6 protein-coding genes are annotated in these 24,931 nt (G+C 68.5%); all 6 read left to right on the forward strand.

From position 1 onward, the window contains the following. Positions 1–41 precede the first annotated feature (41 nt). The 6 genes from CFB40_RS34495 to CFB40_RS34520 all read left to right on the forward strand — a co-directional run bounded on the left by CFB40_RS34495 (position 42) and on the right by CFB40_RS34520 (position 24,931). Positions 42–992 (forward strand): UDP-glucuronic acid decarboxylase family protein, encoded by a 951-nt coding sequence (locus CFB40_RS34495; RefSeq protein ID WP_089429885.1) that lies wholly within the window; start codon positions 42–44, stop codon positions 990–992. Positions 993–1,199: 207 nt separating this feature from the next. Continuing rightward, entirely contained in the window at positions 1,200–2,510 is a 1,311-nt protein-coding gene (locus CFB40_RS34500; protein WP_089429886.1) for a diaminobutyrate--2-oxoglutarate transaminase family protein, read from the forward strand. Between the two features lie 76 nt (positions 2,511–2,586). After that, the gene (locus CFB40_RS34505; protein WP_089434035.1) at positions 2,587–3,573 is read left to right on the forward strand and encodes a TauD/TfdA family dioxygenase; all 987 of its coding nucleotides are present in this window, start codon (positions 2,587–2,589) and stop codon (positions 3,571–3,573) included. A gap of 192 nt (positions 3,574–3,765) precedes the next feature. Further along, the gene (locus CFB40_RS34510; protein ID WP_089433857.1) at positions 3,766–8,190 is read left to right on the forward strand and encodes a beta-ketoacyl synthase N-terminal-like domain-containing protein; all 4,425 of its coding nucleotides are present in this window, start codon (positions 3,766–3,768) and stop codon (positions 8,188–8,190) included. Further along, positions 8,187–11,510 carry a bifunctional LLM class flavin-dependent oxidoreductase/SDR family oxidoreductase gene (locus CFB40_RS34515; RefSeq protein ID WP_089433858.1) on the forward strand — a complete coding sequence of 1,108 codons (3,324 nt, stop codon included), beginning with the start codon at positions 8,187–8,189 and terminating at the stop codon, positions 11,508–11,510. Before CFB40_RS34510 ends, CFB40_RS34515 begins: the two co-directional genes overlap by 4 nt. Then, entirely contained in the window at positions 11,507–24,931 is a 13,425-nt protein-coding gene (locus CFB40_RS34520; RefSeq protein WP_089433859.1) for a hybrid non-ribosomal peptide synthetase/type I polyketide synthase, read from the forward strand. Before CFB40_RS34515 ends, CFB40_RS34520 begins: the two co-directional genes overlap by 4 nt.

A 24,931-nucleotide genomic window follows, 5' to 3' on the forward strand; every position in this document is an offset into this window, starting at 1 on the left:
GGCCGCGTCGCTTCCCTGCGCGCGATACTTGGAGTGCCATTGTGCAACGTAATCGAAAGCGAATCCTCGTAACAGGTGGCGCGGGTTTCCTCGGTTCGCATCTTTGCGAGCGCCTGGTCGAACTCGGTCACGACGTCTTGTGCGTCGACAACTATTTCACCGGCACGAAGCAGAACGTCGCGGCGCTGCTCGGCAACCCGAGCTTCGAGGCGCTGCGTCACGACGTCACCTTTCCGTTGTACGTGGAGGTGGACGAGATCTACAACCTCGCCTGCCCGGCTTCGCCGATCCACTATCAATTCGATCCCGTGCAGACCACCAAGACCAGCGTGATGGGCGCGATCAACATGCTGGGGCTCGCCAAGCGCACGCATGCGCGCGTTCTGCAAACCTCGACGAGCGAGGTGTACGGCGACCCTGACGTGCACCCGCAACCGGAAAGTTACCGCGGCAACGTCAACCCGCTCGGGCCGCGCGCCTGCTACGACGAAGGCAAACGATGCGCGGAGACGCTGTTCTTCGACTATCACCGCCAGCAGAACGTACGCATCAAGGTGGTCCGCATCTTCAACACGTACGGGCCGCGCATGCATCCCAACGACGGCCGCGTGGTGTCCAACTTCATCGTGCAGGCGCTGCGCGGCGAGGACATCACGCTGTATGGCGACGGCAGCCAGACCCGGGCCTTCTGCTATGTCGACGACATGGTCGACGGTTTGATCCGGATGATGGCCACGCCCGCGGAGCTCACCGGCCCGATCAACCTCGGCAATCCACACGAGATCGCGGTCAGCGAACTGGCGCAGATCATCTTGCGCCTGACCGGCTCGAAGTCGCGGCTCGTATTCCGTCCGCTGCCAAAGGATGATCCGACCCAACGTTGCCCCGACATCAGCCTCGCACGCGCCCACCTCGACTGGGAGCCGACGATCGGGCTCGAAACGGGGCTGCGGCGGACCATCGATTATTTCTGTTCGACGCTCGCTGCCTGACGGCGCACCTGGAAGCCCCGCTTCGATGAGCGGAGGGGAATGGCATGACGGGGTGACGTCGCCTGGACGATGTCCCATTTTTACGTGACAGACGTGATGCGGAGACCATGCTCCAATCCGGTCGTACCGTTAACACCATTGGCCGGGATGAAGCGATTCTCGTGCGCCAGTGTCCATCAATCCGCCTCGCAAGCCGGATCTTCGCGCATGGAAAAAATCGAGTATCTTAAGCAGGTCGAATCGAACGCGCGAACCTACGCAACCTCTTTCCCGCGGCTGTTTACCCATGCCAAGGGCATACGCGTACGCGACGCCGACGGGCAGGAATACATCGACTGCCTGTCGAATGCGGGCACGCTCGCGCTCGGACACAATCACCCGGAAGTCAATGAAGCCGTGATGCGGTTTCTGTCGTCCGATCAGATGCAACAGGCACTCGACCTGGCGACGCCGGCCAAGCACGCGTTCGTCGAGCAGCTTTTCTCGCTCCTGCCCGGGAAGATCGCCGAATCCGGCAAGATCCAGTTTTGTAGCCCAAGTGGGGCGGACGGCGTCGAAGCGGCGATCAAGCTGACCCGGCACTATACGGGCCGCCCGGCGATCATGGCGTTCCACGGCGCCTACCACGGCATGACGGCCGGCGCACTCGCCGTGTCGGGAAACCTCACGCCGAAATCGGCCGGCGGCAACGGACGCGACGTTCATTTCCTGCCCTATCCCTATGCCTTTCGCTGCCCGTTCGGCACCGACGGCTCGGCGACCGATCAACTCAGCATCAACTACATCCGGACCGTCCTGTCCGATCCCGAGAGCGGGATCACCAAACCGGCGGCCATCATCGTCGAAGTCGTGCAAGGCGAAGGGGGTTGCATCCCCGCTCCCGACACCTGGCTGATCGAGTTGCGTGAGCTGACGCTGCGGCATGAAATCCCGTTGATCGTCGATGAAGTGCAGACCGGACTCGGTCGAACCGGCGCGCTGTTCGCTGTCGAACATTCCGGCATCCGGCCGGACGTCCTGGTGCTGTCGAAGGCATTCGGCGGCGGCTATCCGTTATCGGTGGTGGTCTATGACGAGCGTCTGGACACCTGGCCGCCCGGCGCGCATGCCGGCACCTTTCGAGGCAACCAGATCGCGATGGTGGCCGGCTTGTCGACCATGCGCATCGTCGAACGGGAGAATCTGTCGGCACACGCGGACCGGGTCGGCAAACTGCTGGTGGCCGGCCTCGAGGGGCTTGCCGAACGCTTTCCGTGCCTCGGCCAGATTCGCGGCCGCGGCCTGATGATCGGCGCTGAAGTCGTCGTGCCCGGCACCCATGGTCGAACCGGCCCGCCCCACACGGAACGGGCAAAAGCCATCAAGCGGAACTGCCTGCAAAACGGGCTCATCGTCGAAACCGGCGGGCGCAACGGTGCGGTACTCCGGTTCCTGCCGCCGCTGATCGTTTCGGATGCGGATATCCACGAAATCCTCAATCGCTTCGAGCATGCCGTGGAAACGGCCTGCCGTGCCTAGCCGCACCGCGGCGCGACCACGCAGGCCGACCCGTTCGGTTGCGTCGTGATCCACGTACAGGAAAGGACTATTGACGATGCTGGGCATGACGGAACGCAAGCTGCTTGCCGAGGGTAGCTCGCCGTGGCTGCTGGAACCCGTGTCGAACGGGCGTGATCTCGCGCGGGCGGTGAACGACAACCGGGTGGCACTCGAATCCCGGCTGGTGGAACATGGCGCACTGCTGTTTCGCGGCTTCGACGTTTCATCCGTGGGCGGCTTCGAAGCGTTTGCTCACGCGATTTCGGCCCATCAGTCCGACTACGTCTATCGTTCCACGCCACGCACCTCGATCGGCAACGGCATCTTCACCGCAACCGAGTATCCGCCGAGCGAGACGATCGCCCTTCATTGCGAAAACGCATATCAACGAAGCTGGCCGCTGAGAGTCGCATTCTGTTGCCTGACGCCGGCCGCGACCGGCGGCGAAACGCCGATTGCCGACATGCGGGAGGTGAGCCGCCGGATCGGACCGCGCCTCCTGGATCACTTCGAAGCGAAACAGGTCCGCTATGTCAGGCACTACCGGCGGCACGTCGACATTCCGTGGGAAACCGTGTTCCAGACCCGCGACCGCAGCCAGGTTGCCGCCTTCTGCGCGGACAACGGCATCGAGCATGAATGGCTCGACGACGACACGTTGCGCACCGCCCAGGTCAACCAGGGCGTGGCCTACCATCCGGTCACCGGCGACCGGGTGTTCTTCAATCAGGCCCATCTGTTCCATCTGTCGAACCTGGAAGCCTCGCTCGCCCGTTCGATCGTCAGCCTGTTCGGCGAGGATCGCATTCCGCGCAATGCCAGCCACGGCGACGGGAGTCCATTCGATCTCGCCGACCTCGAGCAGATCCGCACCGCGTTCCGCGCATGCGCGATCACGTTTCCATGGCAGCGAGGCGACGTCCTGCTGGTCGACAACATGCGCTTCGCGCATGGCCGCAACCCGTTCGAAGGCGAGCGCAAGGTCGTCGTGTCACTGCTGGACCCGTACGCGCCCGACCTCGAAGGAAGCGCCGATCGTTAGCAAGCGCGAGCGTGCACCTCAATAACAAGCCGTATTGATCCGGTGCGCGAAACGCCGTGTCCTTGGATTACGGGGCAGACGTCGGATTAGAGCGATGCTCTAATTTCAATACCGTCCAACGAAGCACGCTTGGCGGGATCGCCACGACCGGTCCTGAGATATTCAACGTTTAGAAGACAACGAAGGTTGAGCATGCTTCCCGATACAAAATTCAGGACTGTTACAGAAATTCTGTTGTTTCGCGGCAAGGTCGAACCGGAGAAGACGGCATTCATTTTTCTCGAGAACGGCGAAGCGGAACTGACCCGGCTCACGTTCGGCGACCTCGACAAGCGGGCGCGCGGCATCGCCGCCAGGCTGCAGGACATCGCGCAACCGGGCGATCGCGTCCTGCTGGTCTATCCGCCCGGGCTCGAATTCATCTGCGCATGGGTCGGATGCCTGTACGCCGGCCTGATCGGCGTACCTGCGTATCCACCGCGCAGGCATCGCCCCGCCGATCGTCTCAAGGCGATCGTCGCCGACGCCGGGCCGGTCGTCGCGCTGACCGATGCAGCCACACTCGACGGCATCGCGCATCACGCGGACGGTTACTCCGACACGCTGGAACTGAAGATCCTCGCGACGGACCAGCGCTTCGACGCGCCGGCCGAACACTGGCGCGCACCGGACATCACGCCGCAGACGCTGGCGCTTCTGCAATACACGTCAGGCTCCACCGGTACGCCGAAAGGCGTGATGATCAGTCATGCGAACATCCTGAGCAACATGGCGGTCATCGCCGAGGCGAGCGATGCCGATGCGTCGACGGTGTTCGTCAGCTGGCTCCCGGTGTTTCACGACATGGGGTTCTTCGGGAAGGTGCTGCTGCCGATCTATCTCGGCGTGCTGTCGGTGCTGATGGCGCCCGCGGCGTTCGTGCAGAAGCCCCTCCGCTGGCTGCAGGCCATCACGAAGTATCGCGGCACGCATTGCGCCGCGCCGGATTTCGCGTATGACCTGTGCGCGCGCAAAATCTCCGATGAAGCGCGCGCGCAGCTCGATCTGAGCAGCTGGCGGGTTGCGTTCAACGGCGCGGAACCGGTGCGCGCGGAGTCGGTGGCGCGTTTTTCGCGCGCCTTCGCCGCATGCGGCTTCCACGCGCACACCATGCGCCCGGTCTACGGGATGGCCGAGGCGACCTTGTTCATCTCCGGTCAGCCGGCACGCTCGCTGCCGCGCGTGGCGGACTACGACGCCGACGGCCTCGCGCAAGGCGTGGCGACGAGAAGCGACCAAGGCAAGCGCCACGCGCTGGTCTCTTGCGGTCGGACCTGGGCGGAGCACCGCCTGCGGATCGTGAATCCGGATACCGGTGAGCGCTGCGCGCCCGGCCGGATCGGCGAAATCTGGTTGACGGGCCCGAGCGTCGGCGTCGGCTACTGGAACCGCGTCGAGGAAACGGAGCGCACCTTCCGCGCGAAGCTGGATGGCGATGATGCGCGTTACCTGCGCACGGGCGATCTCGGTTTCGTCGATGGCGAGGATCTGTTCGTCACCGGCCGTTTGAAAGACCTCATCATCGTCGCCGGCCGCAATCACTACCCGCAGGATCTCGAACAAACCGCGGAGGGAAGCCACCCCGCGCTGGCGCCCAATGCATCGGCGGCTTTCTCGATCAACGTCGACAACGTGGAGCGGATCGTCGTCGCCTGTGAAGTGCGCCGGGAAGCGCTCAACACGCTGGACGCGGAAGCCGTCGCCGCGGAGATCCGGCGCACGCTCGCCGAAGCGCACGACGTCGATCTGTATGCGGCTGTGCTGTTGAAGCCCGCCACGATCCTGCGCACGTCCAGCGGCAAAATCCAGCGGAGCCGGATCAGGCAGGCATTCATCGATGAACAGGGACTCGCGATCGCGGGCGAGTGGCGCCGTGCGTTCTCCGCGCCGCCGGCCGCCCCGCAACCGGCCACGCCACGCGACACGCAAGCGCTGGTGCAATGGTGCATCGAACGTGTCTCGCGTCTGTCGGGAATCGACGCCGGCAAGATCGACCCCGACGCACCGTTCAGCATCCACGGGCTCGATTCGAAGGACGCCATCCAGCTCTCGGGCGAGTTGCAGGACTGGCTCGGGCGGCCGGTTTCCCCGACCGTCGTCTACGATTTTCCGAGTATTTCGCTGCTGGCGCGCCATTTGAGCGGCACCGGGAACGCCATGCCGGACCCGGCGCCCGGCTCGGCCGCAGCACGCGCGGATATCGCGATCGTCGGCATGGGATGCCGTTTCCCCGGCGCCGGCAATCCCGACGCATTCTGGCAGCTGCTGCTGGAGGGCCGGGACGCGGTCGGCGCGTCGACGCAGCGCGGCGCCGACCTTCCGCCCGCCGGACTGCTGGACCAGGTCGATCAGTTCGATGCGGCGTTCTTCGGCATCAGCGCACGCGAAGCCGAATCGATGGATCCGCAACAGCGTCTGCTGCTGGAGGTGGCCTGGGAGACGCTCGAGCATGCGGGGATCGCACCCGGCAGTCTCGCCGGCGGCCGCACCGCGGTCATCGTCGGCATCAGCAATTCGGACTACATCCGGCTGGCGCAGGACGAAGTCGCGGACGTCGGCCCTTATGTCGCGACGGGCAATGCGCTCAGCGTCGCCGCCAACCGCATTTCCTACGCGCTCGATCTGCGCGGCCCAAGCTGGGCGGTCGATACCGCGTGTTCGTCCTCGCTCGTCGCGGTGCATCAGGCGTGCCGCGCTCTGCAGCGCGGCGAGTCCGATGCGGCACTGGCCGGCGGGGTCAACCTGATTCTGGCGCCGCAATTGAGCGCGTCCTTCACGCAAGCGGGCATGCTGTCGCCGGACGGCCGATGCAAGGCGTTCGATGCATCAGCGAACGGTTACGTGCGCGGCGAAGGCGTGGGCATGGTGCTGCTCAAGCGGCTCGACGATGCGCTCGCGAACGGCGACACCGTGTTCGCCTTGATCCGCGGCTCCGCGGTGAATCAGGATGGACGCAGCCATGGCCTGACCGCGCCCAACGGCCCGGCCCAGCAGGCCGTGATTCACAGTGCGCTGCGCGATGCCGGCGTACGCGCGCAGGACATCGGTTTCGTCGAGGCGCACGGGACGGGCACGCCGCTCGGCGACCCGATCGAATTGAACGCGCTGGCGGCCGTCCTGAACGAATCCCGCCGGCCGGACGAGCACTGCTGGATCGGCTCGGTCAAGACCAACATCGGCCACCTGGAATCGGCGGCGGGCATCGCCAGCCTGATCAAGACCGCCCTTGCGCTACACCATCGCGCCATTCCGCCGAACCTCCATTTCCAGTCGATCAATCCGCAGATCGCGCTCGACGGCACGCCGTTCCGCATGCCGCAGCAGGTCACGCCGTGGCATTCGGAACACGGGCCGCGCGTGGCCGGCGTCAGTTCGTTCGGCTTCGGCGGCACCAACGCGCACCTGATCCTGTCCGAAGCGCCCCGGCCCGCGGAGATCGAAGCCGACCTGGCAGCGCCCGCGGCGCACGTCGTGACGCTCTCCGCGCGCACGCCGGAAGCGTTGCACGCGCTCGCTGCGTCCTATGCGGCCTACCTCGACGCCCATCCCGAGGCCCGTGTGCGGGATTTCGCATTCACGGCCAATACCGGGCGCACTCACTTCACGCGGCGCGCGGCCATCGTCGCATCGAGTCTCGATTCGTTGCGTTCGCAACTTGACGCCGCTTCGTCCGGCGAGCCAGCCGAAACGCCGCCTGTGGTGACATTCCACTTTTGCGCCGACGACGGCGGCAGCGCCGACGCGGTTCGGCAATTGCGCTCGGCCTGCCCCGCTTTCGATGCGCTGATGCAGCGGCAGTCCGAGGCATCCGAGGCGCCCGGGCTCGCGCCCGCGGAAGCCGGGTTCACGGCATTCCAGCGCGCGCTCGCGCAACTGTGGATGTCGTTCGGCATCACGCCGAATGCCGTCAGCAGCGCGGGCGACGGGCATCGCGCCGCAGCCTCGTGGGCGGACATGCCGCAGACGCCGGACGGCGGTGCGGCGGAAAACCGCGTCGTGATCGAAATCGGCACGCACACGGCCGCGTGGGACGCGATCCTGCACACGCTCGCCACGCTGTACGTACGCGGCGCGTCGATCGACTGGGATGCCGTGGAGCGGGGCGCACCGCACCGCCGGCTCGCGCTGCCCACCTACCCGTTCGAGCGTCGCCGCTTCTGGATCACGCCACATGCGCCCCGGCATCCGTTGCTCGGGCGCCTCATGGAGCAGCACGCGCATGCGCCGGCCACGTGGATCTGGCAATCGCGTCTCGATGCGCCGGCCACCACCTTTCTCGACGGTCATCGCGTCAAGGGTTCGCCCGTCCTGCCCTATTCCGCGTTCGTGGAAATGGCGCTGTCGGCCACGTCGGAAATCGGTGCTGCCGGCCATACGACGTTGAAGGACCTCGCGCTGCATGCGCCGTTGCCGCTGCATCCGCATGCATCGCGCACCGTGCAGACCGTGCTGAGCCGCCGGTCCTGGGGACCGTTTTCGTTTGCCGTCTATCACCGGATCGATGACACCCGCGCCACCCCGACGTGGCAGATGTGCGCGAGTGCCGAAATTCACGAATCGGATCGGAGCCACGCATGAAATTCGGCCTGATGTTCTTCGCCAGCAGTGAAGAGGCGCTGTCCGGCAACAAGTACCAGCTCGTGATGGAAAGCGCGCGTTTCGCCGATGCGAACGGGTTTTCCAGCGTCTGGGTGCCGGAGCGCCATTTCACCGAATTCGGCTCGCTGTACCCGAATCCCGCCGTCCTGCACGCCGCGCTCGCCGCTGCCACCCAGCGCGTGAAGCTGGTCGCGGGCAGCGTGGTCGCGGCGCTGCACAACCCGATCCGGATCGCGGAAGAATGGTCGATGGTGGACAACCTGTCGAACGGCCGCGTGGGCGTGTCGTTCGCGTCCGGATGGAATCCGGACGACTTCGTGTTCGCCCCGGACAAATATGCGAGCCGGCAGGACGACATGCTGGCGACGATGCGCACGGTCCAGCATCTGTGGCGCGGCGGCATGCTGGAGGCGACGAACGGTGTCGGCAAGCCGGTGCAGTTGCGCATCTATCCGACGCCGGTGCAGCCGGAGCTGCCCGTGTGGGTGACCGCCGCGAGCAATCCGCAGACGTTCGTGCGCGCCGGCGAAACCGGCGCCAACCTGCTGACCCACGTGCTCGACCAGGATCGCGACCAGCTCGCGCACAAGATCGCCCTCTACCGCGACGCGCGCGCGAAGCACGGCTTCGATCCGGCGGCCGGCACCGTGTCCGTGATGCTGCACACGTTCGTCGGCGACGATGCGGCGCAGGCGCGCGAACAGGCGCGTGTGCCGTTCTGCAACTACATCCGCGGCAATATCGGGCTGTTGAACGGGCTGGCGCAGAGCCGCGGCCAGTCGGTCGACGTGCGCGCGATGGGCGCACGCGAACTGGACGAGTTCGTCGAGTTTCTCTATGAACGCTTCGCGCAATCGCGCGGGCTCATCGGCACGCCGGAAACCTGCGTCGACCTGGTGCGGGATCTCGCGTCGATCGGCGTGGATGAAGTGGCCTGCCTGCTGGATTTCGGTCCGCCGGTCGAGCGGATCCTCGGCAATCTTCCGCAGTTGCGTCGACTACGGGAGATGTGCGCGCCCAGGCAAGCCGCCGCGCAGACGCGATTCGATGCCGCCGAGGTGCAGGCCCGCTGCCCGGAAACGACGTCGGGCGCGGACTTCAATGGCGAAATCCGGCAGCACGGCGTGCAGATCGACGGCGTGTTCGACGCGATCCGGCAGATCTGGCGTACGACCGGCGAGGCGCTGGGGAAAATCAGCCTGCCGGCCGACGCGCTGGCATCTTCGCCGTACCAGGTCCACCCCGCCTTTCTCGACGCGTGCAGCCGCGTGCTCGCCGCCGCCATCGATCCGGACGCGCTGGCGTCGGGCGACCTGTACCTGCCCAGCTCGATCGGTGCGGTACGAGTGCATCAGCCGCCGTCGTCGACCGACGCATGGAGTCACGCCACGCTGCGCAAGCCGGTCGGACAGGGCACGCTGGAGGGCGACATCCGCGTCCATGACCTTGCAGGGCGACTGCTGATCGAGATCGATGGGCTGCGGTTGCAGCAGGTGCGCGCGGGGCGCGCCGCCGAGCGGCACGACTTCGCCGCGCTGCTTTATCAACGCGTCTGGAGACCGTCGAACGTCGACGCGGCAACCGGCGGTTCCGCGCAGGGCGAGTGGCTGATTCTCGCGGACCGCGGCGACGTGGGCGCACAGCTGTCGGCGCTGCTGGAAGCCAACGGCGATACGTGCACGCTGCGCTTCGCCGACGCGACGCCGGACCTGCCCGCGCCCGACCGCCCGCTGAAGGGCGTCATCCACCTGTGGAGTCTCGATCTCGCGCCCGCCGACATCGCGGCGAGACGGCGTGCCAGCGCGAGCGTGCTGCACCTGGTCAGGGCGCTTGCGTCACGCGCGCCGTCGGCCCGGCAGGCGCGTCTATGGCTGGTGACGTCGGGCGCGATGAATGTTCTGGAGGGCGAATCGATCGCGGTGGCGCAGGCCCCGCTGTGGGGATTGGGCCGCGCGATCGCGGTCGAGCATGCGGCGCTGTGGGGCGGGCTCGTCGACCTCGATCCCGCGCAGCCGTCGGCGGCGCACATCGTGCAAGCGGTACAGGCGGGCGGCCGGGAAGACATGGTCGCGTTTCGCCGCGACCAGCGCTACGTCGCGCGCATCGCCCGCGACAATCGCGAATTCGTCAGCCACCGGCCGATCCGGTTCCACGATGACGCAACGTATCTCGTGACCGGCGGGCTCGGCGGGCTCGGCCTGCGGCTCGCGTCCTGGCTCGCCGACCACGGCGCCGGGAAAATCGTCCTGCTGGGGCGCGGCGAACCTTCCGCCGCGCACGAGAAAATCCTGCGCACGCTCGACGCGCGGTTCATTCGCGCCGACCTGTCGCGTCGCGAGGACGTCGAGCAGGCGCTCGGTGAAATCGCGCAGTCGATGCCGCCGCTCAAAGGGGTCTTTCATCTCGCCGGCGCGCTCGACGATGCGCTGCTGACGCGCCAGGACGACGACGCCTTCCATCGCGCCGGCAGCGGCAAGGCCGACGGCGCCTGGTATCTGCACGAGCTGACGGCCGGCTTGCCGCTCGACCATTTCGTGCTGTTCTCGTCGATGGCCGCGCTGATCACCATGCCGGGCCAGGGCAACTACGCGGCGGCGAACAGCTTCCTCGACGCGCTCGCCCAGCATCGGCGCGCGCAGGGGCAACCGGGGCTCAGCGTCAATTGGGGGCCGTGGGCGGAGATCGGCCACGCCGCCACCGACTACGGACGGCGCGCGCACGAACAGCTGGGCGCGCTCGGCGTCGGCACGCTGCCGCCCGAACTGGCCATCGCGACGCTGGAACGGCTGATGGCGTCCGGCGTCGCCCAGTCCGGGGTCGCGCAAATCGACTGGCCGACCCTGTTCCGGGTCGATGCGCCGGCCGCCGGTTCCGCGCTGTTTTCCGAGCTGGCGCAACCGGCCGCGCAGCCCGTGCAGCAGGACACGGCGTTGCTGCGCCAGCTGCATGCATGCGCGCCGCGCGAGCGGGTCGAGCTCGTCACCGACACGCTCGCGGCGATGCTCGCCGAGACCTTGCGTCTGTCCGGCCCCGACGCGATCGCGCCCGAGCAATCGCTGCTCGATCTCGGCCTGGATTCGCTGGTCGCGCTCGAACTGACGGACCACCTCACCAAGGTGTTCGGCCGGCCGTTTCGCGCGACGCTGTTCTTTTCCTATCCGAACCTGCGGGCGCTCGCCCAGTACGTGCTCAACGAACTGTCGCCGTCGCTCCCCGCGCAGGTCGTCGACGAAGCATCCGACGACCTCGACGAGGACGACCTTTCCGAACTGATCGCCCAGGAGATCGGCACCCAATGAACGCCAAGGCCACGCATGCACTGAAAGCCGCGCTCGACGAATTGCGCCTGCGGCGCGCGGAAATCGCGGCGCTGCGTTCGGACCGCAACGAGCCGATCGCCGTCATCGGCATGGCTTGCCGCTTCCCCGGCCGCAGCGATACGCCGGACGCGTTCTGGCAACTGCTCGACGGCGCGCGCGATGCCGTCACCGAAGTGCCGGGCGAACGCTGGGACATCGATCGCTATTACGACCCCGATCCGTCCGCGCCCGGCAAGATGGCGACCCGCCACGGCGCCTTTCTCGAACGCGTGGATCAATTCGACGCGGCGTTCTTCGGGATCGCGCCGCGCGAAGCGACCTACCTCGATCCGCAGCAACGGCTCCTGCTCGAAGTGGCGTGGGAGGCGCTCGAGAACGCCCATCTCGCGCCCGAGCGCTTCCGCCAGTCCGCCACGGGCGTGTACGTCGGCATCACCTGCTTCGACCACGCGATCCAGGTGTCCAATGCGTCGATGCCGTCGAGCAGCTACGCGGGCACGGGCAGCGCGCTGAACATGGCCGCGGGCCGGCTGTCGTTCGTGCTGGGCCTCACCGGCCCGAGCATGGCGATCGACACCGCCTGCTCGTCGTCGCTGGTGTGCCTGCACCTGGCCTGCGAAAGCCTGCGCTCGCGCGAAACCGGCATGGCGCTCGCGGGCGGCGTCAACCTGATGCTGTCGCCCGAGGTCATGGTCAGTTTCTCGCAAGCGCGCATGCTGTCGCCGGACGGCCGCTGCAAGACCTTCGACGCGGCGGCGGACGGCTACGTGCGCGGCGAAGGGTGCGGCATGGTGGTGCTCAAGCGCCTCGCCGACGCGCTCGCCGACGGCGACCGGGTGCTCGGCATCGTGCGCGGCACGGCGGTCGACCAGGGCGGCGCGGGCGGCGGGCTGACCGTGCCGAGCCGCGATTCGCAGGAACGGGTGATCCGCCGCGCGCTGAACCAGGCCGGCGTCGCGCCCGGCGACGTCTCGTATGTCGAGGCCCACGGTACCGGGACGTCCCTCGGCGACCCGATCGAGGTCGAAGCGCTGGCCGGCGTCTACGGCGCCGGGCGCACGGCGGACGAGCCGCTCGTGATCGGTTCGGTCAAGACCAATATCGGGCATCTGGAATCGGCCTCCGGCATCGCCGGCCTGATCAAGGTCCTGCTGTCGTTCGAGCACGACCGGATTCCGGCGCACCTGCATTTCACCCGACCCAATCCGCATACGCCGTGGCAGGAGATCCCGATCCGCGTCGCCGCCGATCCGGTCGCGTGGCAGCGCGGGGAACGCAAGCGCATCGCCGGGGTGAGCGCGTTCGGATTCAGCGGCACCAATGCCCATGCGATCGTCGAGGAGCCGCCCGTCGCGCCGGCGCACGCCGCGCAGCGCGCGCTGCTGCTGCTGTCGGCACGATCCGAAGCGGCGCTGGCGGCGCTCGTGCAGCGCTACGAGCGCGCGATCGACGGCGCGACGCCGCAGGAGCTGGCCGCCATCTGCCGCGCCGCCGCCACCGGACGGAGTCACTATCCGTTTCGCGCGGCCTATGTGTCGGGCGTGAGGGCAGCGTCGGCGGCAGCGGCGCGCACGGGCAAGGCGTTGCGCGTGGGCTTCGGGTTCGGCGCGCCGGACACCGGCGTCGCACGCGCGCTCCACGCATCGGAACCGCTGTTCCGCGATGCGTTCGCGCGTTGCGCGGTGCCGCTGGAGGCAGTCGATACCGACGCGGGCCGCTTCGCGATCCAGTTCGCGTGGGCCGAACTGTGGAAGGAATGGGGCATCCGCCCGGCCGTCGTGTCGGGCCACGGTATCGGCGAATATGTCGCGACCTGCGTGGCGGGCGTCGTGAGCGTGGCCGACGCGCTGCGCGTCGTGGCCGCCCGTTCGGATGCCGAAGCATTGCGCGCCGTGCTTCAGGACATCTCGCTCGCACGGCCGTCGGTCCGCCTGATTTCGGGCTGTCTCGGCACCGAAGTGACCGACGAGGTGACACACCCGTCGTACTGGTTGCAACTGGCCGGCGCGTCGGATCAAGCCGATGCGCCGCACCCGCCGGAAGGGCTCGCCGACGGCTGGCTGCCGCCGCCCTGCGCGGGCGATGCACTGGAACACGCACTCGCGGCGCTGTACGTGCAGGGCGCGCAGTTCGACTGGCGCGCGCTGTTCCCGGCGCCCGCCCAGCCCGCCACGACCCTGCCGAACTACCCGTTCGAGCGGCAGCGCTTCAGCCTGGAGAAGATCCCGTCGCCCGTCGTCGGCATGGATGCCGGCAGCATCGACGCCGCGGTGCGGCACCTCAAGTCGTCCGGCAAGTACCCGGAGGACATGCTGAACGCGTTTCCGGACCTGCTCAGGACGGCATTCGCCCCCGCCAAAACCACCGCGTCGAACGAAAGCCCGCTCTATCACGTGGTGTGGGAGCCGCAGGCCGCATTGCCGGCGGCACAGACGGCCGCCGACGCGTCCCCGTGGCTGATCTTCGCGGACGCGAGCGGTGCCGGCGAGCGGCTTGCGGCGCTGCTGCGGGCGCGCGGCGCAGCCTGCTCGCTGGTGCGCCCCGGCCTCGACTATCTCGGCGACGTGGAAGCGGGCTGGCAGGTCGCGCCCGAGCGGCCGGACGACTTCGTCCGCCTGCTGAACGAGACCGCCGCCCCCGGCCAGCGCATCGTCTTTCTGTGGGCGCTGGACGAAGCCGTCGGCGAGACGCGCATGTCCACGGCGCTGCTGCATCTCGTGCATGCGGTGGTCGGCAGTGAGCGCGAGTGGACGCCTTCGACCCGGCCCAGGATCTCGGTGGTCACGCGCGACGCGGTGGAAGCCGGCGCAGCGCCGCACGTATCCGGGCTCGCGCAGGCTGCGCTGTCGGGCCTGGCACGCGGGGCGATGATCGAGCATCCGGAATGGTTCGGCACCGCGATCGATCTCGACCCGGCCGCGCCGGAAGACGAGACGCAGGCGCTGCTCCTGGAACTACTCGGCGAGAGCCGCGAGGAACATGTGGCGTTGCGGCACGGCGCGCGCCATGCCGCGCGCCTGAGCCCGCTCGCGCCAGCCGAAACCGCCGCGCTGCCGGTCGACCCGGACGCGGCCTACCTGATCACCGGCGGGTTCGGCGCGCTCGGGCTGCACACCGCCCGGTGGCTGGCGGCGCGCGGCGCACGCACGCTGATCCTGGTTGGCCGGCAAGGGGCCGCGAGCGACGAGAGCCGGCGGGCGATCGACGAACTGCGCGAGCGGAACGTCACGCTGCGCTGCGAGCGCGTCGATATCGCCGACCCCGCGGCGGTCGCCGCTTTCTTCGCCGCGCTCCGGTGCGACGGCGTGCCGCTGCGGGGCATCGTGCACGCGGCCGGCATCGTCGGCTACAAGCCGATCATGCAGGTCGGGCGCGAGGAGCTGGACGCGGTGCTGCAACCGAAGGTCGCCGGCGCGTGGCTGCTCCATCAGCACAGCGGGCACTTTCCGCTCGATTTCTTCATCCTGTTTTCGTCGATCGCGTCCGCGTGGGGTTCGCGCGAGCAGGCGCACTACAGCGCCGCGAACCGCTTCCTCGACGCGCTCGCGCATCATCGTCGCGGCCAGGGCCTGCCGGCGCTGAGCGTGAACTGGGGGCCGTGGGCGCAAGGCGGCATGACGTTCCCCGAGGCGGAAGCGCTGCTGCGGCGGGTCGGCATCCGGTCGCTGGCGGCGGATCGCGCGCTCGACGTGCTGAATCGGCTCCCCGCCGTGCCGCAGGTCGCGGTCGTCGATATCGACCTGGCGCTGTTCCAGGGCTCCTACGAGGCGCGCGGACCCAGGCCGTTCCTCGACCGCGTGCGAGTGGCCAAAAGCGCGCCCGGCGCGCCGTCGATGCCGGCGTTGAGCGACGCGTCGCCGCGCGAGCGCAAGCGCCTGCTGGCGGACAGCATCGATCGCGCGGTGGCCCAGGTGCTCGGCTACGACGCGGGGACGCTCGATCGCGATCTCGGCTTCTTCGAGATGGGCATGGATTCGCTGATGGCGCTGGACGTGCGCACGCAGCTCGAAACCGCGCTGGGCATTCCGTTGTCGGTCGCGCTGTTGTTCGATCATCCGACGGTCAACGCCCTCGCGGATTTCCTCGCGGAGCAGGCGTCCGGCATGGCGGCGGACGCACATGCGGCACCGGCGCAGGCCGTGCCGCAGCCGCGACCGATCGCGCCGGCCATCGAGGCCCGCGACGCCGGCACGCCCGAGCCGATCGCGATCGTCGGCATGAGCTGCCGGTTTCCGGGCACCGCGCACGATCTCGACGCCTACTGGAATCTGCTGAACGACGGGGTGGATGCGATCTCCGAAGTGCCGCGCGAGCGCTGGGATGTCGACGCGTACTACGATCCCGATCCTGAAAAGCCGGGGCGCATGTACTGCCGCTTCGGCGGTTTTCTCGACGACGTCGACCAGTTCGATCCGGCGTTCTTCCGCATCACGCCGCGCGAAGCGAACGCGATGGACCCGCAGCAGCGGCTGTTGCTCGAAGTCAGTCACGAAGCGCTGGAGCACGCCGGCATTCCGGTCGACAGTCTCAAGGGCAGCCGGACCGGCGTGTTCGTCGGCATCACCACCAACGATTACGCGAACCTGCAGCTTCGCAACGGCGGCGGCGCCGGCATCGACGGCTATTTCTTCACCGGCAATCCGCTGAACACGGCGGCCGGCCGCATCTCCTACGGACTGGGCCTGCAAGGGCCGAGCATGGCGATCGATACCGCGTGCTCGTCGTCGCTCACCGCGATCCATACCGCCAGCCAGAACCTGCGCAGCGGCGAGTGCGATCTCGCCATCGCGGGCGGCGTCAACCTGATCCTGTCGCCGGACAACTCCATCGCCGTCTCGCGCACGCGGGCGCTGGCGCCGGACGGCCGCTGCAAGACCTTCGACGCGTCCGCGGACGGCTTCGTGCGCAGCGAAGGCTGCGGCGCGCTGGTGCTCAAGCGCCTGTCCGACGCGCTCGCCGCGGGCGATCGCGTGCTGGCCGTGCTGCGGGGTTCGGCCGTCAACCACGACGGCGCGTCGAGCGGCTTTACCGCGCCGAACGGACGGGCGCAGGAAGCCGTGATCCGCCAGGCACTGGGTGGGCTGCCCGCCGCGTCCATCGATTACGTGGAAGCGCACGGCACCGGCACCCCGCTGGGCGATCCCGTCGAGTTGCAGGCGCTGGCGACGGTGTTCGGCGATGGCCGCGACGCGGGCCGGCGGCTGCGCGTCGGCTCCGTGAAAACCAACATCGGCCACACGGAGTCCGCCGCCGGCATCGCGGGGGTCATCAAGGTCGTGCTGTCGCTGAACCACGACCGCCTGCCCGCCCACCTGCATTTCCGCCAGCCGAGCCCGCTGGTGCAGTGGGACACGCTGCCCCTCGAGATCTGCGCCGAGGCGAGCGCGTGGCCGCGCGGCGAGCGGCCGCGGCGAGCCGGCGTCAGCGCGTTCGGCGCGAGCGGCACCAATGCCCATCTGGTGCTCGAAGAAGCGCCCGCGTCGGCGCGGCCGGCGACACCGTCGAGACACAAGGTGCATCCGCTGGTGCTGTCGGCCAAGACCCCTGCGGCGTTGCGCGAGCTTGCCGGGCGCTATCAGCGGCGGCTCGAAGCCGAACCCGGTCTCGACATCGCGGCCGTGGCCTTTTCGGCGGCGACCGGCCGCTCGCATTTCGCGCATCGGCTCGCGTGGCCGGTGACGTCGCTCGACGACGCCCTCGACAAGCTGCGCGCCTTCCACGCGAAGGAACCCGCCGGCACGACGCAGCCCGCGCCCCGCGTGAAGATGGCCTTCCTGTTCACCGGCCAGGGCGCGCAATACGCCGGCATGGGCCGCCGCCTGTACGACGCGTATCCGGTGTTCCGCGACGCCATCGACCGCTGCCGCGCGGTGGCCGATCCGCTGCTCGACAAGCCGTTGCTCGACGTGCTGTCGGCCCAGGGCGAGGACATTCACCAGACCGGCTACAGCCAGCCGGCCCTGTTCTCGCTGCAGTACGCGCTCACCACGTTGCTGGCGTCGTTCGGGGTGGTGCCCGACGCCGTGATGGGCCACAGCGTCGGCGAGTACGCGGCGGCGTGCGCGGCCGGCGTCTTCTCGCCGGAAGACGGCCTGCGGCTGATCGCCGAACGCGGCCGGCTGATGCAGGCGTTGCCCCGCGACGGCGAAATGGCGGCCATCTTCACCGACCTCGCCACCGTCGAGCGCGCGATCGAAGCGTGGCCGCACGAGGTCGCGGTGGCGGCCGTCAACGGCCCGGCGAGCATCGTGATCTCCGGCAAGCGCGAGCGCATCGCGATGCTGGTCGACGCGTTCGCCGCGCAGGACATCCGGTCCGTGCCGCTCAATACGTCGCACGCGTTTCACTCGCCGCTGCTCGAGCCGATGCTGGACCGCTTCCAGGCGGCGGCGAAAGCCGTGCCCGTCGCGCGCCCGGCGCTCCCGTTCTATTCGAATCTCACGGGCGCCGTGATGGACGACGCGCCCACCGACCTGTACTGGCGCCGGCACTGCCGTGAGCCGGTGCAGTTCGCGAGCAGCGTCGAGCGCCTCGCCGAAGCCGGTTTCAACGTGCTGGTCGAAATCGGCCCCAAGCCGGTGCTCGTCAACCTGGCCCGCGCGTGCTGTGCGCCGGACGCCGGGATCCAGTTCCTTGCCCTGCAGCGGCCGCAAGTCGAGCAGCAAGCGCTGATCGAAACGCTGTCGACCCTGTATGCCCGCGGCGTCGATGTCGACTGGGCCCCGACCGAAACACCCGCACCCGCACGCATCGCATTGCCGTCCTATCCCTTCCAACGCAGCCGTACCTGGTTCCAGAAAGCGGACACGTCCATGACTCAGACAAGCGCATCACCCCTCGCCGCCGCACCGACGCACAATCGCAGCGGCGAGGTGCTCGAATGGCTTCGCGGCAAGATCGGCGAATTGATCCAGGCCGATCCCGACACCATCAACATCGAACTGCCCTTCCTCGAGATGGGCGCCGACTCGATCGTGCTGATCGAGGCCATCCGGCACATCGAGGCGGAGTACGGCGTGAAGCTGGCCATGCGCCGCTTCTTCGAAGACCTGGCGACGGTGCAGGCGCTCGCCGAATATGTCGCGGACAACCTGCCGGCGGCCGCCGCGCCGACCGGGGCCGAGGTCGTGGGCGCTTCCGAGGCTGTGGCGGAACCGTCCACGGCGGCGGTTGCGGTTGCGGTCGCACCGTCTGCGCAGGCGCTTGCGCCGCTCGCCGCCGCGCCGGTGGAATGGGTGGCAGCCGAAGGCGGCTCGACGGTCGAGCGCGTGTTGCGGGAGCAGAATCAGCTGCTGTCCCACGTGATGAGCCAGCAGATGGAACTGCTGCGCACGTCGCTGACCGGGCAGGCCGGCGTCCGGCCGGCGACGGCCGCCGCGCAAGCCGTCGCGAGCACGGCGAGCGTCGCCCCCAAGGCGGCGATCGCGGCACCGGCCGCCGCGCCCGCGGCGAAGCCCGCACCAGCCGCCGCCGCGGCGCCCGCGGCCGACAATGCGCCGCCCAAGCCGATGATGCCGTGGGGCAGCCCGGTCCAGCAGCGCGCGCGCGGCTTGTCCGCCGCGCAGCAGGAGCATCTCGAGGCGCTGATCGTGCGCTACACGACGCGCACCCGGAAATCGAAGGACTCGGTGCAGGCGTCGCGCCCGGTGCTGGCCGACAGCCGCGCCACGGTCGGCTTCCGCTTTTCGACCAAGGAGATGCTGTATCCGATCGTCGGCGATCGCGCGGCCGGCTCGCGGCTGTGGGACATCGACGGCAACGAGTACATCGATTTCACGATGGGCTTCGGCGTGCATCTGTTCGGCCACACGCCGGATTTCATCCAGCAGCAGGTCACCCGGGAATGGCAGCGCCCGCTCGAACTGGGCGCGCGCTCCAGCCTCGTCGGTGAAGTCGCCGCGCGCTTTGCCCGCGTGACCGGCCTCGATCGCGTGGCGTTCTCGAACACCGGCACCGAGGCCGTCATGACCGCGATGCGGCTCGCGCGCGCCGTGACCGGGCGCGACAAGATCGTGATGTTCACGCATTCGTATCACGGCCACGCCGACGGCACGCTCGCCGCGGCGAACGCGGACGGCGTGACGGAAACCATCGCCCCCGGCGTCCCGTTCGGCTCGGTCGAGAACATGATCCTGCTCGACTACGGCAGCGACGCCGCGCTCGAGGCCATTCGCGGGATGGCGTCGACGCTCGCCGCCGTGATGGTGGAGCCGGTGCAGAGCCGCAACCCTTCGCTGCAACCCGTCGCATTCCTGAAGGAACTGCGCCGCATCACCGAGGAGGCCGGCGTCGCCCTGATCTTCGACGAAATGATCACCGGCTTCCGCGTCCATCCGGGCGGCTCGCAAGCGATGTTCGGCATCAGGGCCGATCTCGCGACGTACGGCAAGATCATCGGCGGCGGCCTGCCGCTGGGCGTGATCGCCGGCACCAGCCGCTTCATGGATGCGATCGACGGCGGCATGTGGACCTACGGCGACCACTCGTTCCCCGCCGCGGATCGCACCGCGTTCGGCGGCACCTTCTGCCAGTATCCGCTCGCGATGGCGGCCGCGCTGGCCGTGCTGGAGAAGATCGAACAGGAAGGCCCGGCGCTGCAGGCCGCGCTCAACGAACGCACCGCGCAGATCGCCGACACGTTGAATGCGTTCTTCGTGGAGGCCGAGGCGCCGATCAAGGTCACGTGGTTCGGCTCGATGTTCCGCTTCGAATTCACCGAGAACCTCGACCTGTTCTTCTATCACATGCTCGAAAAGGGCATCTACATCTGGGAATGGCGCACCTGCTTCCTGTCCACCGCGCATACGGACGAGGATATCGACCGCTTCATCCGGGCGGTGAAGGACAGCGTCGCCGACCTGCGCCGGGGCGGCTTCATCCGGCCGCATTCGAAACACGGCACGGTGGCCGCGCTGAGCGAAGCGCAACGCCAGCTGTGGGTGCTGTCGGAAATCGATCCCGAAGGGTCGCTCGCCTACAACGTCAACACCACGCTCGAACTGAACGGCCGGCTCGACGAAGCCGCGATGCGCGCGGCCGTCCAGAGCCTGGTCGACCGGCACGAGGCGCTGCGCACCACGGTGATGGCGGACGGGTCGGGCCAGATCGTGCATCCGTCGCTGACACTCGAGATCCCGCTGATCGACACGGAGCAGGACGCGTGGCGGGAGCAGGAAAGCCGCCAGCCGTTCGACCTCGTGAACGGCCCGCTCTTTCGGGCCGCGCTCGTGCGCCTGGGCAGCGAGCGTCACCTGCTGGTGATGACGGCCCATCACATCATCTGTGACGGCTCGACGTTCGGGGTCCTGCTCGAGGACCTGGCCCGCGCGTATGCCGGTGCGGCGCCGGCCGACGCGCCGCTGCAGTTTCGCGCGTACCTGAAGCAGCTCGACGGCCAGCGCCACAGCCCGGAAACGAAGGCGAATCGCGAGTACTGGCTGGCGCAATGCGCGCACCAGGCCGCCCCGCTGAATCTCCCGGTGGACTACCCGCGGCCCGCGATGAAGACGTTTCACGGCGGGCGCGTGTCGCTGCATCTGGACACGGCGGCGGCCGCGACGCTGCGCACCGCGGCCCGTCAGAACGGCTGCACGCTCTACATGGTGCTGCTCGCGGGCTTCAATCTGTTCCTGCACCGCGTCGCCGGCCAGCAAGCGATCGTCACCGGCATCCCGGTGACCGGCCGCTCCGTGGCCGGGAGCGACCGCCTCGCCGGCTACTGCACGCATCTGCTCCCGCTGCGCTCCACGCTGCCCGAGCAGGCCACCGTGGCCAGCTTCCTGGCCGGCACCCGGCAGAACCTGCTCGACGCGCTCGAGCACCAGGATTATCCGTTCGCCGAGCTGGTCCGCGAAATCGGCGCACAGCGCGATCTCAACGCCGCGCCGCTGGTGTCGGCGGTCTTCAACCTCGAACCCGTGTCGGCGCTGCCCGAACTGCCCGGCCTGACGGTCGGCCTCGTGGCGCCGCTGATCCGCCATACCGCGTTCGACCTGAACGTCAACGTGCTCGACGCGGGGCAGGCACTCCTGATCGATTGCGACTACAACACCGATCTGTTCGACGCGAGCACGGTGCAGCGTTTCCTCGACATCTACCGGACCCTGCTGACGCATCTCGCGGACGATGCGTCGGCCGCCGTTGCCAAACTGCCGTTGATGAGCGACGCGGAGCGGAACCTGATGACGGTCGAGTGGAACCGCACCGACACGGATTTCGGCGAGGCCGCCGCGCAACCGCTGCATCGGTTGTTCGAACAGCAGGTCGAGCGCACGCCCGATGCCGTCGCGGCCGTCTTCGATGACCAGACGCTCACCTACGCCGAACTCAACCTGCGCGCCAACCGCCTCGCCCACCACCTCATCGCGCTCGGCGTCGGCCCCGATGCGCTCGTCGGCGTCGCGATGGAGCGCTCGCTCGACATGAGCGTCGCATTGCTCGCGATCCTCAAGGCCGGCGGCGCTTACGTCCCCGTCGACCCCGACTACCCCGCCGAGCGCGTGCGCTTCATGATCGACCACGCGCAGTTGCGCTGGCTCCTCACCCAGCAGCATCTGCGCGACGCTCTGCCCGAGACCTCCGCACACGTGATCGTCGTCGATAGCGACTCGCTCGACCTCGATGCCACTGCTGCGTCCAACCCCGCGCCCACGCTGAACGGCGACAACCTCGCCTACATGATCTACACGTCCGGCTCGACCGGCCGCCCCAAGGGCGCGCTCAACACCCATCGCGCGATCACCAACCGCATCCTGTGGATGCAACACGCCTACGCGCTCGGCGCCGACGATGCCGTGCTGCAGAAGACCCCGTTCAGCTTCGACGTCTCGGTCTGGGAACTCTTCTGGCCGCTCGTCACCGGCGCGCGCCTCGTGTTCGCCCGCCCCGGCGGCCAGCGTGAGACCGACTATCTGGTCGAACTCATCGAGCGCGAACGCATCACCACGATCCATTTCGTGCCGTCGATGCTGCGTGCGTTCCTCGACCATCCCGACCTCGACGCGCACTGCGCATCGCTGCGCCGCGTCGTATGCAGCGGCGAGGCGTTGCCCCACGACCTGCAGCAGCGTTGCCTCGAGCGCCTGGACGTCAGGCTGTACAACCTCTACGGCCCGACCGAGGCCGCCGTCGACGTGACCGCGTGGGAGTGCCGCCGCGACGATCCGCACCGCATCGTCCCGATCGGCCGGCCGATCGCCAACACCCGCCTCTACATCGTCGACGCGCAGATGCAGCCCACGCCGATCGGTGTGCCCGGAGAACTGCTGATCGGCGGCACGCCGGTCGGGCGCGGCTACCACGGCGAACCCGAACTGAGCGCCGGGAAGTTCATCGCTGATCCGTTCTCCGCCGACCCGCTCGCACGCCTCTACCGCACCGGCGATCTCGCGCGCTACCGGCCCGACGGCAACATCGAGTTCCTCGGCCGCATCGATCACCAGATCAAGCTGCGCGGCCTGCGCATCGAACCCGGTGAAATCGAGGCGGCGCTGACGTCGCACCCGCTGGTCGACGCCGCCGTCGTGGCGCTGCGCGGCGTGGACGACGGCGCGAGACTGGTCGCATGGCTGTGCTCGTCGCATCCCGAAGCCGAACTGGTCGACGCGGTGCGCGGCCGCCTGCGGCAACGGCTGCCGGATTACATGGTGCCCGCCGCGTTCGTCGTCGTGAGCGCGTTCGAGCAACTGCCCAACGGCAAGCTCGATCGCGCCAAACTGCCCGAACCCGGCGACGGCCTGGACTACGTGGCGCCCGTCAACGCGCTCGAAGCGCAGTTGACGGCCATCTGGCAGGAAGTGCTCGGCCACGCGCGGATCAGCACGACCGCCAATTTCTTCGAGCTGGGCGGCAATTCGCTGCTGGCGACGAAGGTCGTCGCGCGCATCCGTCGCGACCTGCATGCGAAGCTGGAAATCCGCAGCCTGTTCGCACTCCCCACCATCTCGAGCCTCGCGAAGCGCATCGCCGATACGCAGCCGATCGACTACGCGCCGGTGACGCCGCTGCCGGCGCAGGCAAGCTACGCGCTCTCCCCGGCCCAGACGCGGCTGTGGGTGCAGGATCGCCTCCATGCGGCGCAAGCCGGCGGGCCGCTGCCCACGTCGCTGCTGTTCGAGGGCGTGCTGGACGTGGACGCGCTCGTGCGGGCGTTCCGCGCGTTGAGCGAGCGTCACGAGATCCTGCGCACGCGTTTCGTGCTGGAAGGCAACCAGCCGGTCCAGCAAGTCCTGCCGCCCGGCGAAGCCGCGTTCCCGGTCGAAGTCGTGGATCTGCAGGAGGCCGAGGATCGCGATGCCCAGGCCGCGTCGATCCAGGCAAGCGAACGGCTCGTGCCGATGGATCTCGCCGCCGGCCCGCTGTTCCGCGTCAAGCTGCTCAGGCTCTCCGAAGTCCGTCACGTCTGCATCTGCACGATGCATCACATCGTGAGCGACGGCTGGTCCACGGAGGTCCTGCTCGACGACCTGTCGGCGCTCTACGACGCATTCGTCCAGCGTCGCGACGATCCGCTGCCCGCGCTCCCGATCCAGTACAAGGATTACGCCGGCTGGCTGAACCGCCTGCTCGCCGGGCCGGACGGCGCGCGCATGAAGGACTACTGGCTGACCAAGCTGGGCGGCGGCCTGCGCGCGCTGGACCTGCCGGGCGACGTCGCGCAGCCGGTCGAGCCGAGCTGGAAATCCTGGCGATTCGAGCTGCCCGCCGCCGAGACGACGGCGCTGGAATCGCTCGGCAAGCGCCACGGCGCGACCTTGTTCATCGCGCTGCTGTCCGCGATCAAGGCGCTGTTCTACCGCCGTTCCGGCCAGGAGGACATCGTCGTCGGCACGCCGGTCGCGGGCCGCGAGCTGCCCGAACTCGAGTCGCAGGTCGGCCCCTACCTGAACGTGCTGGCGCTGCGCGATCGCGTCGCGGGCGACGACCGGTTCGACACGCTGCTCACCCGGGTGCGGGACACCACCCTCGAAGCGTTCTCGCACCCGCTGTATCCGCTCGATCGCCTGCTCGACGAGCTGCACGTCAAACGCGTGGCGGGACGCAATCCGCTCTTCGACATCGGCCTGACGCTGCAGAACCAGCGACACGGCCCCGTCGATCGCTATGCGGGACAAGTGCATATCGCCGAGCTGCCGGACCACGACCCGCAGGGCGCGGACACGGAAGCCGCAACGGACTTCTGGTTCCTGGCCGAACCGCGCGCCGAGGGCCTCGCGATCCGCGTCGTCTATCACGCGGGGCGGTTCAGCGAGGCGCTGGTGCAAGGCGTCGCCCACGAGCTGACGTCCGTCATCGGCGAGGTGCTGGCCAATCCGGGCGTTCGCATCCGGAACCTGACCCTGGGACACCGCGCGCTGCACGCCGACGCCCGCCAGCCCACCGTCGAACTCAGCGCATTCTAA

The organism is Burkholderia sp. AU31652, assembly GCF_002223155.1.
Classification (GTDB): domain Bacteria; phylum Pseudomonadota; class Gammaproteobacteria; order Burkholderiales; family Burkholderiaceae; genus Burkholderia.